This window comes from Streptomyces sp. NPDC026515, from assembly GCF_055567595.1.
Genome location: NZ_JBVHQD010000002.1, coordinates 121,087 through 137,608 on the forward strand (window position 1 = coordinate 121,087; position 16,522 = coordinate 137,608).

General features: G+C 71.1%; 14 protein-coding genes. 7 read left to right on the top strand and 7 right to left on the bottom strand.

Annotated elements, in window-relative coordinates; genetic code table 11:
* Window positions 1-102: 102 nt before the first annotated feature.
* Entirely contained in the window at window positions 103-1,773 is a 1,671-nt protein-coding gene (locus tag ACZ4O3_RS03995; protein ID WP_384995989.1) for a fumarate hydratase, read from the bottom strand.
* 169 nt (window positions 1,774-1,942) lie between these two features.
* On the opposite strand from ACZ4O3_RS03995, the gene ACZ4O3_RS04000 reads away from it, so the two are divergent.
* The gene (locus tag ACZ4O3_RS04000) at window positions 1,943-2,644 is read left to right on the top strand and encodes a DUF1707 SHOCT-like domain-containing protein (protein ID WP_467721082.1); all 702 of its coding nucleotides are present in this window, start codon (window positions 1,943-1,945) and stop codon (window positions 2,642-2,644) included.
* A gap of 152 nt (window positions 2,645-2,796) precedes the next feature.
* The gene (locus ACZ4O3_RS04005; RefSeq protein WP_362730266.1) at window positions 2,797-3,180 is read left to right on the top strand and encodes a WhiB family transcriptional regulator; all 384 of its coding nucleotides are present in this window, start codon (window positions 2,797-2,799) and stop codon (window positions 3,178-3,180) included.
* A gap of 164 nt (window positions 3,181-3,344) precedes the next feature.
* Here the strand turns inward: ACZ4O3_RS04005 and glpX are convergent, their stop codons facing one another.
* Window positions 3,345-4,379, bottom strand: coding sequence for a class II fructose-bisphosphatase (glpX, locus tag ACZ4O3_RS04010; protein WP_362730269.1), 1,035 nt, complete (start codon window positions 4,377-4,379; stop codon window positions 3,345-3,347).
* A gap of 125 nt (window positions 4,380-4,504) precedes the next feature.
* Here glpX and ACZ4O3_RS04015 point away from each other — a divergent pair, with 125 nt between their 5' ends.
* Window positions 4,505-5,029, top strand: coding sequence for a DUF4245 domain-containing protein (locus tag ACZ4O3_RS04015; protein ID WP_362730272.1), 525 nt, complete (start codon window positions 4,505-4,507; stop codon window positions 5,027-5,029).
* A gap of 74 nt (window positions 5,030-5,103) precedes the next feature.
* Here ACZ4O3_RS04015 and ACZ4O3_RS04020 read toward each other — a convergent pair whose 3' ends face one another.
* The 3 genes from ACZ4O3_RS04020 to xseA form a co-directional block, all read right to left on the bottom strand.
* The gene (locus ACZ4O3_RS04020) at window positions 5,104-5,694 is read right to left on the bottom strand and encodes a malonic semialdehyde reductase (RefSeq protein ID WP_467721083.1); all 591 of its coding nucleotides are present in this window, start codon (window positions 5,692-5,694) and stop codon (window positions 5,104-5,106) included.
* A gap of 203 nt (window positions 5,695-5,897) precedes the next feature.
* Window positions 5,898-6,137 carry an exodeoxyribonuclease VII small subunit gene (locus ACZ4O3_RS04025; protein WP_362732918.1) on the bottom strand — a complete coding sequence of 80 codons (240 nt, stop codon included), beginning with the start codon at window positions 6,135-6,137 and terminating at the stop codon, window positions 5,898-5,900.
* A gap of 36 nt (window positions 6,138-6,173) precedes the next feature.
* Window positions 6,174-7,382, bottom strand: a complete 1,209-nt coding sequence (gene xseA / locus ACZ4O3_RS04030; protein WP_384995978.1) for an exodeoxyribonuclease VII large subunit — start codon at window positions 7,380-7,382, stop codon at window positions 6,174-6,176.
* A gap of 365 nt (window positions 7,383-7,747) precedes the next feature.
* Between xseA and ACZ4O3_RS04035 the strand changes: the two genes are divergently transcribed.
* Complete coding sequence (locus ACZ4O3_RS04035) at window positions 7,748-8,761, top strand: 4-hydroxy-3-methylbut-2-enyl diphosphate reductase (protein ID WP_362731062.1); 1,014 nt, start codon at window positions 7,748-7,750, stop codon at window positions 8,759-8,761.
* Window positions 8,762-8,835: 74 nt separating this feature from the next.
* Window positions 8,836-9,585, top strand: coding sequence for a polyphosphate--glucose phosphotransferase (ppgK, locus tag ACZ4O3_RS04040; RefSeq protein WP_362731061.1), 750 nt, complete (start codon window positions 8,836-8,838; stop codon window positions 9,583-9,585).
* Between the two features lie 17 nt (window positions 9,586-9,602).
* On the opposite strand, the gene ACZ4O3_RS04045 is transcribed toward ppgK, so the two are convergent.
* The gene (locus ACZ4O3_RS04045) at window positions 9,603-10,139 is read right to left on the bottom strand and encodes a DUF6542 domain-containing protein (RefSeq protein WP_467721086.1); all 537 of its coding nucleotides are present in this window, start codon (window positions 10,137-10,139) and stop codon (window positions 9,603-9,605) included.
* A 196-nt stretch (window positions 10,140-10,335) separates the two neighbouring features.
* Here ACZ4O3_RS04045 and ychF point away from each other — a divergent pair, with 196 nt between their 5' ends.
* Window positions 10,336-11,424 (top strand): redox-regulated ATPase YchF, encoded by a 1,089-nt coding sequence (gene ychF / locus ACZ4O3_RS04050; protein WP_467721087.1) that lies wholly within the window; start codon window positions 10,336-10,338, stop codon window positions 11,422-11,424.
* A gap of 84 nt (window positions 11,425-11,508) precedes the next feature.
* On the opposite strand, the gene ACZ4O3_RS04055 is transcribed toward ychF, so the two are convergent.
* A complete protein-coding gene (locus ACZ4O3_RS04055) occupies window positions 11,509-14,616 on the bottom strand; it encodes a choice-of-anchor D domain-containing protein (RefSeq protein ID WP_467721088.1) in 3,108 nt (1,035 codons plus the stop codon).
* Window positions 14,617-15,405: 789 nt separating this feature from the next.
* Here ACZ4O3_RS04055 and ACZ4O3_RS04060 point away from each other — a divergent pair.
* Window positions 15,406-16,503: an ATP-binding protein gene (locus tag ACZ4O3_RS04060; RefSeq protein ID WP_362721283.1), complete on the top strand. Its 1,098-nt coding sequence runs from the start codon at window positions 15,406-15,408 to the stop codon at window positions 16,501-16,503.
* The last annotated feature ends 19 nt before the right edge of the window (window positions 16,504-16,522 follow it).

Consider the following 16,522-nt stretch of genomic DNA (forward strand, 5'->3'; position numbering starts at 1 on the left):
GGTCCGGGGGCCCGGCCCCGGCGGGGCGAAGGGGCCCGGCCCCTGCGACGGGGCGGGCAGGGGCGGCGGGGGCGGATTCCGTCCCCGCCGCCCCGAAAGGCGCTACGCCAGGCCGGGACCGCGCACCGGGATCGTCGTGAACGTCGGGGCCGGCGCCGGGTCCTGGAAGAAGTCGTTGCCCTTGTCGTCCACGACGACGAACGCCGGGAAGTCCTCGACCTCGATCTTCCAGACGGCCTCCATGCCGAGCTCCTCGTACTCGACGACCTCGACCTTCTTGATGCAGTCCTGGGCGAGCCGCGCGGCGGGGCCGCCGATGGAGCCGAGGTAGAAACCGCCGTGGCTGTCGCACGCGTCGGTGACCTGCTTGCTGCGGTTGCCCTTGGCGAGCATCACCTTGGAGCCGCCGGCGGCCTGGAACTGCTCCACGTAGGAGTCCATGCGGCCGGCCGTCGTGGGACCGAAGGAACCGGAGGCGTACCCCTCGGGCGTCTTGGCCGGACCGGCGTAGTACACCGGGTGGTCCTTCAGGTACTGCGGCATCTCCTCGCCCGCGTCCAGCCGCTCCTTGATCTTGGCGTGCGCGATGTCACGGGCGACGACCAGCGGGCCGGTGAGCGAGAGCCGGGTCTTGACCGGGTACTTGGTCAGCTCGGCGAGGATCGTGTCCATCGGCTGGTTCAGGTCGATCCTCACCACGTCGGAGGACTCGTCCAGGTGCTCGTCGGTCGTCTCCGGGAGGAAGCGGGCCGGGTCCGTCTCCAGCTGCTCCAGGAAGACGCCCTCGGCGGTGATCTTCGCGACGGCCTGGCGGTCCGCGGAGCACGAGACCGCGATCGCGACCGGGCAGGACGCGCCGTGCCGGGGCAGCCGGACCACGCGCACGTCGTGGCAGAAGTACTTGCCGCCGAACTGCGCACCGATCCCGATCTTCTGGGTCAGCTCGAAGACCTTCTGCTCCAGGTCCTTGTCCCGGAAGCCGTGGCCGAGCGCCGATCCCTCCGCCGGGATCTCGTCCAGGTAGTGCGCGGAGGCGTACTTCGCGGTCTTCAGCGCGTACTCGGCGCTCGTGCCGCCGACGACGATCGCCAGGTGGTACGGCGGGCAGGCGGCCGTACCGAGCGAGCGGATCTTCTCCTCCAGGAACTTCATCATGGAGGCCTCGTTCAGGACGGCCTTGGTCTCCTGGTAGAGGAACGACTTGTTGGCCGAGCCGCCGCCCTTGGCCATGAAGAGGAACTTGTAGGCGCCGCCGTCGGCCGCGTACAACTCGATCTGCGCGGGCAGGTTGGAGCCGGTGTTCTTCTCCTCCCACATGGTGAGCGGAGCCATCTGCGAGTAGCGCAGGTTGAGGTTCAGGTAGGCGTCGTAGATGCCGCGGCTCAGCGCCGCCTCGTCGCCGCCCTCGGTCAGCACGTTCTGTCCGCGCTTGCCCATGACGATCGCGGTGCCGGTGTCCTGGCACATGGGCAGCACGCCGGCCGCCGCGATGTTCGCGTTCTTCAGCAGGTCGAGCGCGACGAACTTGTCGTTGGCCGAGGCCTCCGGGTCGTCGATGATCCGCCGGAGCTGGGCGAGGTGGGCGGGCCGCAGATAGTGCTGGATGTCGTGGATCGCCTCTTCGGCCAGCTTGCGCAGTGCCTCCGGCTCCACCTTGAGGAACGTCCGCCCGTCCGGCCCCTCGACGGTGGACACGCCCTCCGAGGTCACCAGCCGGTACGGGGTGGTGTCCTCGCCCTGGGGGAGCAGATCGGTATACGCGAACTCAGGCATCTCAGCCCATTCCTCACTCTGACGGACGGCCGCCCGCCGACGCTGGCGGGCGCTCTCCAGCGTAGGACCTGGCCCTGACCCGGAGCTTGTGAGGTAGGGCTCAGTTCGACACGCCCGAGGTTGTCCACACCCCTAGTCGCGATCTATCGCGTTTCGGTACTCTGCTGTCGTGGACCTTCAGAAGCAGACCCCGCAGGAGCGCGCCGGTACGCCGCTCGCCGAGCTGCGCGCCTCGGACGCCGACCGTGACCGCATCGCCGACATCCTGCGGGAGGCCCTCGCCGAGGGCCGCCTGACGGCCGACGAGCACGCCGAGCGTGTGGAAGGCGTGCTGAGCGCCAAGACGGTGGGCGAGCTGGAGGTCTTCATACGGGACCTGCCGGCGGCCCATGCCGGCCCGGCCGCCCCTGCCTACACCCCGGTTCCGCCCCGGCCGACGCCCGGCGCGATCCCGGTCGAGCCGGACAGCAACGTGGTGGCCGTCTTCAGCAGCGCCCGCCGCCGGGGCCGCTGGCGGGCGGGCCGCCGACTGCACGCGTACGCGGTCTTCGGCTCCGTCGAGCTGGACCTCACCGAGGCGATCTTCGAGTACCAGCAGGTCGTCATCAGGGCCTTCTCGGTCTTCGGGGACGTCCAGATCCGTGTCCCGGAGAACGTGTCGCTGCGCGGCACGGGCGGCGGCGTGCTGGGCAACTTCGAGGCGGACACGCGGGATTCCGTCGACTCCGACGCGCCGGTCGTCTACGTCGAGGGCTGGGCCGTGCTCGGCAACGTGGAGGCGCGGCCGAAGCGCGGCAAGCTCATCGAGGACATCCTGGACCGGGTTCAGGACAAGGTCGACAGGAAGTTGCGCAAACACCTGGATCGTTGACGGACGCGAACAACCGCCCGGCGAGGGGCGCCCGGGGTCGTGAACAGGCCGCCGTGCCACGGCTGTTGGGGACGCTGTGCATAGGCCCGCGTACAGCGGGTAGGCCTTGCTGCATCGTCTCTCGCTCGCGAAGCCGTCGTCAGGAGTAGACCGTGCTGCAACCGCCGCATTCGTCCCTGCAGGTAGCTGCCGTGCCGGCCCAGCGGGTGCCAGTGCGGGACAGGGACCAAGACGCACCCTGGCACACCGAGGCGGTGTGCCGGCGCGACGAGGCTGGCCTGTTCTTCGCACCCTCCAAGGAGCCAACCGCCGCCCGGCTGTCCCGGGAGGAGGCGGCCAAACGGGTCTGCGCCCGCTGTCCCGTCATGGTCGAGTGCCGCGAACACGCGCTGCTCCAGCCCGAGCCGTACGGCGTCTGGGGCGGCCTCACCGCGGCGGAACGCCGCGTGGTGCTGGCCAGGCGCAGGCGCCGTGACATGGAACTGAAGAAGGCGGCACGAGCGACGGCGACGAACCGCATAGCGCAGGCCGGCTGACAGGAAGGCGCCCTCTCCGCACAGAGGGCGCCTTCTGGACGCGGCCGGCTCGACGTCCTGTCAGGGCGCGGGGCTGTGCCGGCATGCGGCTCCGCCGCGTGGGCGCGACAAGCCACGACGCACCCGCGGTCGCCGGCGCCCCCACGGCCCCTTCGCGTAAGGCGTTACTTCGCCCGGTCGAAATCCACCGTGCTGTACGCCCGCAGCTTGCGCAGCCGGTGCTCGGAGTCGATCTTCCGTACCGTCCCCGACCTCGACCGCATCACGATCGACTCGGTCAGCGCGGTCTCCGACCGGTATCGCACCCCGCGCAGCAGCTCACCGTCGGTGATCCCGGTGGCGACGAAGAACACGTTCTCCCCGGTCACCAGGTCCTCGGTCGTCAGCACCCGGTCCAGGTCGTGCCCGGCGTCGACGGCCCGCCGGCGCTCCTCGTCGTCCTTGGGCCACAGCTTGCCCTGGATGGTCCCGCCCAGGCACTTCACCGCGCACGCCGAGATGATGCCCTCGGGCGTCCCGCCGATCCCGAGCAGCATGTCGACGCCGGTGCCCTCGCGCAGCGCGTAGACCGAGCCGGCGACATCACCGTCGGAGATCAGCTTGATGCGAGCGCCGGCCTCACGGATCTCCTGGATGATGCCTTCGTGCCGCGGCCGGTCGAGGATGACGACGGTCACGTCCTCCGGCGTGGCGCGCTTCGCCTTGGCGACCCGCCGGATGTTGACCGATACCGGCGCGTTGATGTCGACGAAGTCCGCCGCCTCCGGGCCCGTGACCAGCTTGTCCATGTAGAAGACGGCGGACGGGTCGAACATGGCACCGCGCTCGGCCGCGGCCAGCACGGCGATCGCGTTGGGCATGCCCTTCGCGGTCAGCGTGGTCCCGTCGATCGGGTCGACGGCGATGTCGACCTCGGGTCCGGTCCCGTCACCGATGCGCTCTCCGTTGAAGAGCATCGGGGCCTCGTCCTTCTCGCCCTCCCCGATGACGACCACGCCGTTCATCGACACGGTGGAGACGAGGGTCCGCATGGCGCGTACCGCGGCGCCGTCGGCGCCGTTCTTGTCGCCGCGGCCCACCCAGCGGCCGGCCGCCAGCGCGGCGGCCTCGGTCACACGGACGAGTTCCAGGGCGAGGTTGCGGTCGGGGGCCTCGGAGGGGACATCGAGTTCGGACGGCAAGTGATGATGCTCGGTCATCGGAGCGCACCTTTCTGATACGACGACGGCCGGATGAGGGTTCCCGTCGACTCTATCGCCAGGCTGACAAAATGAGCAGGGGACCCCACGGATGAGCGCAGCGGGCACCTGCGACGATAGGGGACGTGGCAGGCACGAACGGCAAGCAGAAGACGGTCCGGGACATGATTCTCTCCCTGGCCCTGATCGGTCTCGCGGCGGGCTTCATCTACCTGCTCGTCCCGCATGACGATCACGCTCCCGACATCCGGCGGGTCGACTACCGGGTCGAGCTGCTGACGGCCCGGCGCGCGGCGACCTACCCGGTGGCCGCGCCGGAGGGCCTGCCCGGCGACTGGAAGGCGACCTCGGTCCGCTTCCAGGGCGAGGACGGCGACCGCTGGCACCTCGGCTACCAGACCCCCGACGGTCAGTACGTCCAGATCGAGCAGTCGACTCAGAAGCCCGCGGACTTCATCGCCGACGCCAGCCAGGGCGCGACGGTCACGAGGACGACCGAGAGGATCGGCGACCGCACGTGGACGCACTACACCGGCGGCCGCTACGACGCGCTGGTGCTGGCGGACACCCCGGGCTCCACGACGGTGGTGGCGGGCACGGCCTCCTTCACCCAGCTGACGAAGATGGCCGCGGCGCTGAAGATGTCCTGACCCGCCCCCGGCACTGACGTGGAAGTGGCCCCCGGCGCCGTTGCCGGGGGCCACTTCCATGGGCGCGGGGCGGCTCAGACAGTCGTGACGACGTCGTCGTAGGCCAGGCGCGGGGAGCGCGGGAACCAGGCGTCCGGGCCCGGCTTGCCGATGTTGATGACCACGAAGGGGGTGTGGTCGTCGTCCAGGAACTCCTTCTGGAGGCCCGCGAAGTCGACGCCGGTCATCGGGCCGGCGGCGAGGCCGGCGGCGCGGACGCCGATGATGAAGTAGGCGGCCTGGAGGGCGGCGTTCAGGGCGGCGCTGCCCTCGCGCACCGCGCGGTCACCGAAGACGGCGTCCTTGGCCTGAGGGAAGTGCGGGAAGAGCTCCGGCAACTCCTCGTGGAACTCGTTGTCCGCGGCGAGGATCGCGACCAGGGGGGCGGTGGCGGTCTTCTTCTGGTTGCCCTCGGCCATGTGCTGCACCAGGCGCTCGCGGGCCTCGGGGGAGCGGACCAGGATCACCCGGAGGGGCGACTGGTTCATGGAGGTCGGGCCGTACTTGACCAGGTCGTAGATGGCCTGGACCTGCTCGTCGGTCACCGGCTCGTCGGTGAAGGTGTTGGCGGTGCGGGCCTCGCGGAACAGCAGGTCCTGGGCGCTGGGGTCAAGAGCAAGAGACATGACTTCGAACTTCCTGAAGATCGCGATCCGATGCAATCCGGACCGCGGTCCGGATACGCTGACGGCACGACCATACGCCGGAAAGGTTCAAGCTTCAACAAAGACCCGGAATCTGGTGAGCCGCCTCACAGCCGCCGCCGCGCACCACCCCCTCGCGCCCCCGCGCACCGCCCGCCCCGCACCCGTGGGTGCCGCCGTCCGGCTCACTGCTCCTCCGTGTCCCCGTCCTCTCCCTCTTCCTCCTCCGCCAGCGCCGCGTCCAGCCGGGCCCGCGCACCCTCCAGCCACCGCCGGCACACCCTGGCCAGTTCCTCGCCCCGCTCCCAGAGCGCGAGGGACTCCTCAAGGCTCGTGCCGCCGGCCTCCAGCCGCCGCACGGTCTCGATCAGCTCGTCCCGCGCCTGCTCGTACGAGAGGGCGGCCTCTTCCGTCCTGCTGCTCATGCCCTGACCTTTCTCATCGACTGGTACGGGACGGCGTCAGCCGTCCACCCGCACCGTGAACTCGCCCTCGGCGACCCGCGCCCGCAACGCCTCGCCCGGCTCGACCTCCCCCGGGTCCCGGACCACATCACCACCGTCCCTCTGCAGCACGGCGTACCCCCGCTTCAGCGTGGCGGCGGGGGAGAGGGCCACCACGCGCGCGTGGGTGTGCGTCAGCTCGGAGTCGGCACGGTCGAGCAGATGCCCGAGGGTGCGCCGCGACCGGTCCACCAGCGAGGCGACATGATCGGCCCGCTCGTCGACCATCCGGTGCGGATCCTCCATGACGGGCCGCGCCAGCGCATGCGCCAGCCCTCGCTCCTCCCGCGCCACCAGCCCGTCGACACACCGCCGGGCCCGGTCCCGCAGCATCCGCACCCGCTCCAGCTCCTCGCCGACGTCCGGCACGACCTTCTTGGCGGCGTCGGTGGGCGTGGAGGCGCGCAGGTCGGCCACGTAGTCGAGCAGCGGGGTGTCGGGCTCGTGCCCGATGGCGGACACGACCGGCGTACGGCACTCGGCGACGGCCCGTACCAGCTGCTCGTCGGAGAACGGCAGCAGATCCTCCACGCTGCCACCGCCCCGGGCCACGATGATCACGTCGACGTCCCGGAGCGCGTCGAGCTCCTTCACCGCCTGCACGACCTGCGGTACGGCGTGTACGCCCTGCACCGGCACGTTGCGCACCTCGAAGCGCACCGCGGGCCAGCGGTGCCGGGCGTTCTCCAGGACGTCCCGCTCGGCGGCCGAGGCCCGGCCGCACACCAGACCGATCAGCTGCGGCAGGAACGGCAGCGGCCTCTTCCGCTCGGCGGCGAACAGTCCCTCGGCGGCCAGCGCCTTCTTGAGCGCCTCCAGCCGCGCCAGCAGCTCCCCGACCCCGACCGGCCTTATCTCGGCCGCCCGCAGCGACAGCTGCCCGCGCGGCGCGTACCACTCCGGTTTCGCGTGGACGACGACCCGCGCACCCTCACCGACGACATCGGCGACCGCGTCGAACACCTGCCGGTAGCAGGTGACGGCGATCGAGATGTCGTACGACGGATCCCGCAGCGTCAGGAACACCACTCCCGCACCCGGCCGCCGGGAGAGCTGGGTGATCTGCCCCTCGACCCACACGGCACCGAGCCGGTCGATCCACCCACCGATCAACCGGGACACCTCACCGACCGGCACAGGCGCTTCGACAGACGTGTTCAAAGCCATGCGCCGAGAGTAACGGCGCCCACCGACAGGCCCGTCACCCCGCGGCCCGCGCGACCGGTACCAGCAGCCCCACCGCCGGCCACACCGCACCGCGCCCACCGGCCGCGCCCCGATGTCCACCACCGACATCCGCTCCGGGGCCATCGGGGCGAAGAACAGCAGCCCGTGCACCACCAGGTCCCAAGAGCCGGGACCGCGCCGCAACCGGTGCCGTTCGTCGGCCCCTGGCGGGGCGCCGTCGCCGTACCGGTCTCGGACGTCGGTCCCCCCCGCCGGGGTGTGCCGCACCCTGCTCCGGTCTGCGGCCGGTCTCCCCGGGATCGTCACCGGGACGCGATCTCCGGCCCCCCGAACGCGGCCTTACGATGGGTGCCATGACCGCTTCGCCTGGCCGCCGTGTCCTGCTCGCCGCCCCCCGTGGCTACTGCGCGGGTGTGGACCGCGCCGTGATCGCCGTCGAGAAGGCCCTGGAACAGTACGGGGCCCCGATCTATGTCCGGCACGAGATCGTGCACAACAAGTACGTCGTACAGACCCTGGAGAAGAAGGGCGCGGTCTTCGTCGAGCGGACCGAGGAGGTCCCGCCGGGGAACATCGTGATGTTCTCCGCGCACGGCGTCGCCCCCGTCGTCCACGAGGAGGCCCGGCGCGGCCGCCTCGCCTCCATCGACGCGACCTGTCCGCTCGTCACCAAGGTCCACAAGGAGGCCGTCCGCTTCGCCGACGAGGACTACGACATCCTCCTGATCGGCCACGAGGGCCACGAGGAGGTCATCGGCACCTCCGGCGAGGCCCCCGACCACATCCAGCTCGTCGACGGCCCGGCGGACGTGGCCAAGGTCGAGGTCCGCGACGAGTCCAGGGTCGTCTGGCTCTCCCAGACCACGCTCTCCGTCGACGAGACCATGGAGACGGTCGACGCGCTGAAGGAGAAGTTCCCGCAGCTGATCTCGCCGCCGAGCGACGACATCTGCTACGCCACCCAGAACCGCCAGCTCGCCGTGAAGCAGATGGGCGCCGAGGCCGAACTGGTCATCGTGGTCGGTTCCCGCAACTCCTCCAACTCCAAGCGGCTCGTGGAGGTCGCCAAGCTGGCCGGTTCCCGCGCCGCCTACCTGGTCGACTTCGCCGCCGAGATCGACGAGACCTGGCTGGACGGCGTGACCACGGTCGGCGTCACCTCCGGTGCCTCGGTCCCCGAGGTACTGGTCGAGGAGGTCCTGGAGTGGCTCGCCGAGCGCGGCTACGGCGACGTGGAGATCGTCAAGGCGGCCGAGGAGTCCATCACCTTCTCGCTGCCCAAGGAACTCCGCCGCGACCTGCGCGAAGAGGCGGCCGCCCTGGTCGCCGAGCGAGGCGGCAGCGGCACCGGGGCCTGACGGCACTCGTACGACGGTGTGACCGGGGGCCGTCCGGCGTCGTGACTGTCAGTCGTACGACGTAACGTGGAGCCATGCAGATCTTCGGTGTGGACATTGGTGGTTCCGGGATCAAGGGTGCTCCTGTGGACCTGGACAAGGGCGACCTGGCCCAGGAGCGCTGCAAGGTGCTCACCCCGCAGCCGGCGACGCCCGACGGCGTCGCCGACGGGGTAAAGCAGGTGATCGACCACTTCGGGTGGACCGGCCCGGTCGGGCTGACCTTCCCCGGAGTGATCAGCGACGGCACGCACATCCGTACGGCGGCGAACGTCGACAAGAGCTGGATCGACACCGACGCGCGCACGCTGTTCAGCGACCGGCTCGGCGGCCTGCCGGTGACCGTGGTCAACGACGCGGACGCGGCGGGTGTGGCCGAGATGCAGTTCGGCGCCGGCCGGGACCGCAAGGGCGTGGTCATCCTGCTCACCTTCGGCACCGGCATCGGCAGCGCCCTGTTCACCGACGGCGAGCTGGTCCCCAACACCGAGCTCGGCCACCTGGAGCTGGACGGCCACGACGCCGAGAAGAAGGCGTCCAGCAAGGCCAAGGAGGACAACGACCTCACTTGGGAGCACTGGGCGCGCCGGGTCACCAAGTACCTCGCCCACGTCGAGATGCTGTTCACCCCGGACCTGTTCATCATCGGCGGCGGAGTGAGCCGCAAGGCCGAGAAGTTCCTGCCTCTCATCGAGGGCGTCAAGGCCGAGATCGTGCCGGCCCAGCTGCAGAACAACGCGGGGATCGTGGGCGCGGCGATGCGTGCCGCCCACCACGCCAAGTAGGCACGGGCGGCCGGGGCTCAGCCTCGGCGCCGGCGCCGGATCAGCCGGATCCGGCGGACGATGACGATCACCCCGGCGACCAGCGTGCCGCCGTAGAGCCAGCCGGCCTGCGTGGACAGGGCCGTCACCAGGCCCATCACACCGCCGAGGAATCCGCCGCCGCCGTCGTCGGCGACGGTCAGCAGGCCGGCGGCGAAGGAGATCGGGACGACGACGGGGGCGGTCAGCAGATCGCTCCCGCGCACCCACAGCGCGGTCAGTGCGCACACCGGCAGGGAGAGTACGCCGTACACGGTCAGGGACGCTCCGAACAGGAGGTCGTCCAGGAAGCCGACCAGGAACATCACGGTCACGCAGAACAGGCCGCCGCCGAGACCGGTGAGCCGTGGGCCGGACGGCCGCCCGGGCCAGGCCACGGCCTCCGCTCGGGAGCCCGCCGGGGCGGGCCGCCGCTCGGCCGCCGCCGGCCGGCGTCCGGCCTGCGGCGGCAGGGGCGGGCGGGGGGCCTCACGGCGCTGTCCGTGATGCCGGGGACGGGTCCTGTGATGCTCCACCGGACCAACTTAGGTCGGTTAATGTGCCGAATCGCAGCCCAGACACGCCGAAACCAAGCCGAAGAGGGGAGCGTGTCCAGGTGTTCGACGCGGCCGCCGGTCCGGGCCCCCGAACCCCGTAAACTGGTGGATCGGCCGGCCCGCCGGCACTGGCAGCCTCCGGCTCACACACCCACTCACTACGGGAAGTCGCAACGTGTCGCTCACGATCGGAATCGTCGGCCTGCCCAATGTCGGCAAGTCGACCCTGTTCAACGCCCTGACCAAGAACGACGTGCTCGCGGCCAACTACCCGTTCGCCACGATCGAGCCCAACGTGGGCGTGGTCGGCGTCCCCGACGCCCGCCTGGCCAAGCTGTCCGAGATCTTCTCCTCGCAGCGGATCCTCCCGGCGACGGTGGACTTCGTCGACATCGCGGGCATCGTGCGCGGCGCCTCCGAGGGCGAGGGCCTGGGTAACAAGTTCCTCGCGAACATCCGTGAGTCCGACGCGATCTGCCAGGTCATCCGCGCCTTCAAGGACGAGAACGTCGTGCACGTCGACGGCAAGGTCTCGCCGAAGGACGACATCGAGACGATCAACACCGAGCTGATCCTCGCCGACCTCCAGACGATCGAGAAGGTCCTGCCGCGCCTCCAGAAGGAGTCGCGGATCAAGAAGGACGTGGCGCCCAAGGTCAAGGCCGTCGAGGAGGCCAAGGAGATCCTGGAGAAGGGCGACACCCTGTTCTCCCAGGGCATCCTCCAGGGCTCGGACCGCGCCGAGCTCCTGCACGACCTGCACCTGCTGACCACCAAGCCCTTCCTCTACGTCTTCAACGTCGACGAGGACGAGCTGACCGACGACACCTTCAAGGCCGAGCAGCGCGCCCTGATCGCCCCGGCCGAGGCGATCTTCCTCAACGCCAAGCTGGAGGCGGACCTCGCGGAGCTCGACGAGGAGGACGCCCTGGAGCTGCTGGAGTCGGTCGGCGCGGAGGAGCCCGGCCTCGCCACCCTGGCCCGCGTCGGCTTCAACACCCTCGGCCTGCAGACCTACCTCACGGCCGGCCCCAAGGAATCCCGCGCCTGGACCATCAAGAAGGGCGCCACGGCCCCCGAGGCGGCCGGTGTCATCCACACCGACTTCCAGAAGGGCTTCATCAAGGCCGAGGTCATCTCCTTCGACGACCTGGTCGAGACCGGCTCGGTCACCGAGGCCCGGGCCAAGGGCAAGGCCCGCATGGAGGGCAAGGAGTACGTCATGCAGGACGGCGACGTGGTGGAGTTCCGCTTCAACGTGTGAGACGCGTGAGTCCGGTGGCGGACCCAGTGCGGCGCGGCGTCCTCAGAGGGCGCCGCGCCGCACTGCGTCTCCTGGGCCGTGGGCTCAGATGAGGGAGTTGTAGATCTTCCAGCCGGGGCCGACCCTGACGCGTGCCGCCCAGGGTGTCGTGGCCTTGCCGGTGCCCCGGTAGAGCCACAGCGTGCCCGCGGTGTCGCGCGCCAGCAGGTCGGCCCTGCCGTCGCCGGTGATGTCACGCGGTCCGGCGAACGCGTTGTAGGTGTTCCAGCCGCCGCCGGTCAGGGTGCGGGCGGCGAAGGGGGCGGTGGTCTTGCCGGTGCCGCGGTAGAGCCAGAGCCTGCCCTTGGTGTCGCGGGCCACCAGGTCGGCCCTGCCGTCGCCGGTGAGGTCGCCCGCGCCGGTCAGCGAGGTGTACGCGCCCCAGCCCGGCCCGACCTTCCTGCGTGCCGCGAACGGGGCCGCCGCCTTTCCGGTCCCCTGGTACAGCCACAGCGTGCCCGTGGCGTCGCGGGCCACGACCGAGCCGCTGCCGTCCGACATCACCCGCGAGACGCTGGTGATCAGGTTGTAGGTCTTCCAGCCGGGGCCGACGCCGAGGCGCCGCGCGAGGGGCGCCGCCGTCACGCCCGTGCCGTGGTACTGCCACAGCGCGCCGGAGGTGTCCCGCGCCAGCAGGGTGCCGAGCTGCGCCGGCGGCGGGGTGCCCGTGCCGCTGACCGTCTCCAGCATCGCGCCCTGCCCGGCGTCGCCCGTGATCTCGTAGGACGCCGACCGGGCGCCGACGGCGGTCGGCGAGAAGGTCACGGTCTGCCGCACGCTCTGCTCGGGACCGATGACCAGGCCCTCGGGCAGCGGGGCGGCGCTGGTGAACACGCCGGCCGGCGCCTTCGCCTTGGTGATCGTGACCGGAACGTTCCCCGAGTTGGTGAGGGTGAACGACTTGGTGACCGACGTGCCGCGGGTGACCCCGCCGAACGCCAGCGACGGGGGAGTGAGCAGCAGGTGCCCCTCGCCGCTGATCGCGTTGCCCTCGACCGGGATGGTCAGCGTGCCGCCGGTGCTCGTCAGCGTGATCGACGAGGAGAGCCGGCCGGTGGCCGTGGGCGCGTAGCCGACGCGGAGCACGACCGAGCCCTGGGCGGGGACCACCGCAGGGTCCGCCGGGCCGGCGCTCGGCAGGTTGTCCGCGCTGAACGGCGCGGTGGGCGCCGTGACCGAGGTGATGGTCTCCGGTTCGGTGCCGGTGTTGGTCACCTGGACGTTCGCGGTGGCCGTGGTCCCCGTCGGCTGGTTGTCGAAGGACACCGTGCCCGGGAACGCCGCCAGCCCGGCGTTGGTCCCGACGCCGTGCAGGCTCAGCGCGAACGTGCCCGCGTCCGTGACGACGGTGAGCGTGCCGCTCGCGCCCAGGACCGCGGTCGGCCTGAAGGTGACCGGCACGGTGAGCTGCCCGCCGGCCGGGATCGAGGCCGGCAGCGACGAGGTGTCCGCGGTGAACGGACCCTCGACGCTCACCGACCTGATCCCCAGCGCCCTGGACGGGTCCTGGTTCTCCGTCAGGACAACCTCGGTACTCACCGTGCTGCCGACCCGCGCCGTCCCGAAGTCGACCGGTGCGCCCCTGAGGGGGCTGCCCACCGGGTTGCCGTACGCGTAGACCCTGCCGTCGCGTGTCCCGACGAAGACCTGGTTGCCGTCGGTCGCCGGGACGGCGAACTTCGGCGCGGTGCCGATCGGCGCGGACCACACCAGCTCCAGGACGCCGTTCGCGTCCGGCACCGGGTCGTAGGCACGCAGCTGGGCGCCCACGCCCGTCGGGCCGCCCGACCACACGACCCACACCAGGGCGCTGCCCGAGCGCGTCCCGTCGGAGGTGACCACCGGCGAGCCGCTGGTGTACGGGAAGGAGTCCTGGCTCGCGCCCGCGACGGACAGCGCCGGGGCGCCGCCGGCGGTCACGCCGCGGTGCAGTGCCGTCAGCGAGCCGCCGTTGCCGACGACGTACACGTAGCCGCCGTCGCCGCCCCAGGCCGCGGGGTGGCCCCACTGGCCCTTCAGCGGTCCGGTGACGCCGACGACCGCGTCCGTCCGGCCGGGGCCCTGCGAGCGCCCGCCGAGGTGGTCGCGGTCCAGCAGGAACACTCGGCCGTCCTTGCCCTGCTGCACCAGCAGATGCGGGTGGGAGGCGGTGCCGAAGCCGTCCGGCAGACCCACCGGGCCGCCGGAGGCCAGGTCGGTGTCGAGCTGGTCGAGCGTCGGCGCGTTGGACGGGCTGAAGAAGTCCACGGCCTTCAGGCTCTTGTCCGGCTGCACCTGGAGCCGCACCACGGACTCCGCGAGCGTGCCGGGCGGTGAGGTGCCCGGGCCGGGCGCCGGGCTGACGCCGTTGCCGGTGGCCACGAAGATCCGGCCGGGACCGTCGGAGACCAGCCCGCCGCCGGAGTGCCAGATGCCGGCGCCGCTGTTGCTGGCGCCGGTCTCCGCCGCCCACATCGAGGTCACCGAGGGCGACGTGGTGCTGACGCCGACCACGTAACCGCGGTACGGCTTGGCGTCGCAGTGCCCGCCGAAGCCCGCGTACACGACCCCGTCGAGCAGCAGCAGTCCCGGCCGCTGCATCTCGTACGCGGGCAGGAACGACTGGCTCGGGTCGTTGGACGCCGAGCCCTGGATCGTCACGGGGAAGCCGTGCTTCTCCGCGCCGGTGACCGGGTCGAGCGCGTGCATGTACCAGTGCGGGTTGAGCGCGTTCGGCCCGTCGTCGACCTTGGTCGTCAGGTAGACCGCGCCGGTGGCCGGGTCGTACACCGGCGTGCCGGTGCTGCCGACGTTCGGTGCCAGGTCGCCGCAGCTGAGCGTCGCGGCCGGCCACGTGGGCCCGAAGTTGCGCTGCCACAGCACGGCGCCGGTGGTCCGGTCCAGGCCGTAGGCGACGTTGTTCTCGGTGACCGCGACCACCGTGGCGCCGACCACGATCGGCTGCGCGTAGATCTGCCCGTCCAGCTGTGCCGGGGCCTTCCACAACTGCCCGAACGAGGAGGACCGCACCTCCGCCGCGCTCAGGGCTCCCTCACCCTGGTCCCAGCCGGTCCGCAGCGAGTCCACCGACGCGGTGGTCTCGCCGGCCTGCGCCTGCGAGACGCCCACGCCGATCAGTCCCGCCGTCAGCGCGCCCGTCACCGCGAGCGCCATTCCGCGCCACCGGGTCCTTGTCCTCGATATGCCGCCGCGTCTGTCATCACCCACGACGAAAACCCCCTCCGATGCCCGGTACATGAAGCCCCCGCGACCGCGCATCAAATCACACGTTCGACCCCATGTGAGGGGGTTGCCCCTTCTCCTTCGGACGGCCTCTCGCGACGCGCATGCGGACAACTCCCGTGCCGTGCGGAGCCGCCCTGGCGCGCGGGCTTTTCACAGGGAGCTTTGGGGGCTTCTGTGTGCTGGTCCGGCGTTTCGCACCGTCGGCCCAGGGGGCCGGGGCGCGTCGGCCGGCTCGGCCGGCCGTTCCCGTCGCGGTGGCGTCAGGCGTCCGGCGGCTCACCGGCATCGGCGGACGGTCTTGGCGTTCGACGGCCCTGACGTGCCGATCGAACTCCGTGGTCCCGTGGCGCGGGACTCGCCGCACCTCGCTCCGGCCCGGACGGGGCTCGCCGGAGCGGTACCGCCAACGGCCCCTGTGGGTAGAGATGTTGACCCTGTGAAACCCGAAGGAGTGAACTCTGTTACTGGAGTTGACGGTGGTAGCATTCCGCCGTCTGCGACCTTGATCCACTTTTGCTCAGACCCAGCGTCTGGACGCGGTCAGCTCTCCGCATCAAGCAGCCATGCAGTGCCCCGGACGGGTTGCGGATCCTTGCGAGGCGTACCCCCTTGACGCCCACATGCCACGCGCCGGGAAAGGTTTCCATGACTCAAGACGTGCTTCTTTGGTGCCTGGTTGCGACAGCGGTGATAGCCATAGCCGCAGTCGTGGCTCTGATGCTCCGCAGCAGAGCCCTGGGGAGGAGGAAGAAGGAGTCCGAGGCGGCGCTGGAGGCGCGGCTGCGGTATGCCCAGGGCGAACTCGACCGCGCACAGGGCGACCTGGTGAAGCTGCGGGACGAGCAGGACGGTGTCATCCGCGAGGCCGAGCAGGCCGCCGAGGAGAACACCAAGGCGGTCCTCAAGGGTGCCGCCCGCTTCCTGCAGAGCCTCGCGGCCGAGCAGACCACCCTGCTGGACGGGGTCCAGCGTGAGTACGGCGGTCACGCGGTCCTCACCGACCTGATGGACATCACCCACGCCAACGCCCAGATGGCCCGCAAGGCACAGGGCATCGCGGTCATGTGCGGCGCGCCGCTGGGCCGCCGCAACCAGCCCGCCAGCGTCTACGACGTCGTCCGCAGCGCCCAGGGCCAGATCCGCAACTTCCAGCGGGTCGAGATCATGCAGCCGAGCGGTATCGCGCTGAAGGCCTCCGCCGTCGCGCCGGTCGCCCTGGCCGTCGCCGAACTCCTCGACAACGCCGCCAGCTTCTCCCAGGCGGACGCTCCGATCGAGGTCACGTTCCGGCAGGTCCAGAAGAACCTGTGCATCGTCATCGACGACGCCGGCGTCGGCATGGGCGACGAGGACCGGCAGCGGGCGAGTGCCCTGCTGTCCGGCGAGAACGTACCCCGGCTGTCCCAGCTGGGCACCCAGCCGAAGTTCGGCTTCCCGGTGATCGGCCTGATCGCCCGTCAGCACGGTTTCACGGTGGATGTCACCGGCGTCTCCCGGTACGGCGGCGTGCGAGCCGTCGTCCTGCTGCCCGAGGAGCTGTGGACCATGGAGGAGACCCTGCCGCCGGCCGCCGAGGCCCCCGTGAGCAGCATCCGGCCGGTGGAGACCGGCAAGCCGGCGCGTACCGCGGGCGGGCTGCCGAAGCGCGGCTCCCGCATGTCGCCCACAGGCACCTCCAGCGGCGCGGAACAGGCGCCCCGGCGAAGTGTCCGGCGCGGCCCCGGCAGCCTGGCAGCCCTGCAGCGCGGCACCCAGACCGCGCGCGACGCGGCCTCCCTTGACGCCCCGACGCCCGGAGGGTCCGAGAACGCATGAGTACGCCAGACCTGTCCTG

Excerpts from the sequence above, each read along its gene's own strand:
- ACZ4O3_RS03995 (WP_384995989.1), bottom strand. The coding sequence starts at position 1,773 with ATGCCTGAGTTCGCGTATACCGATCTGCTCCCCCAGGGCGAGGACACC.
- glpX (WP_362730269.1), bottom strand. The coding sequence starts at position 4,379 with ATGACCGAGCATCATCACTTGCCGTCCGAACTCGATGTCCCCTCCGAG.
- ACZ4O3_RS04020 (WP_467721083.1), bottom strand. The coding sequence starts at position 5,694 with ATGTCTCTTGCTCTTGACCCCAGCGCCCAGGACCTGCTGTTCCGCGAG.
- ACZ4O3_RS04025 (WP_362732918.1), bottom strand. The coding sequence starts at position 6,137 with ATGAGCAGCAGGACGGAAGAGGCCGCCCTCTCGTACGAGCAGGCGCGG.
- xseA (WP_384995978.1), bottom strand. The coding sequence starts at position 7,382 with ATGGCTTTGAACACGTCTGTCGAAGCGCCTGTGCCGGTCGGTGAGGTG.
- ACZ4O3_RS04035 (WP_362731062.1), top strand. The coding sequence starts at position 7,748 with ATGGGTGCCATGACCGCTTCGCCTGGCCGCCGTGTCCTGCTCGCCGCC.
- ppgK (WP_362731061.1), top strand. The coding sequence starts at position 8,836 with ATGCAGATCTTCGGTGTGGACATTGGTGGTTCCGGGATCAAGGGTGCT.
- ACZ4O3_RS04055 (WP_467721088.1), bottom strand. The coding sequence starts at position 14,616 with ATGGCGCTCGCGGTGACGGGCGCGCTGACGGCGGGACTGATCGGCGTG.
- ACZ4O3_RS04060 (WP_362721283.1), top strand. The coding sequence starts at position 15,406 with ATGCTCCGCAGCAGAGCCCTGGGGAGGAGGAAGAAGGAGTCCGAGGCG.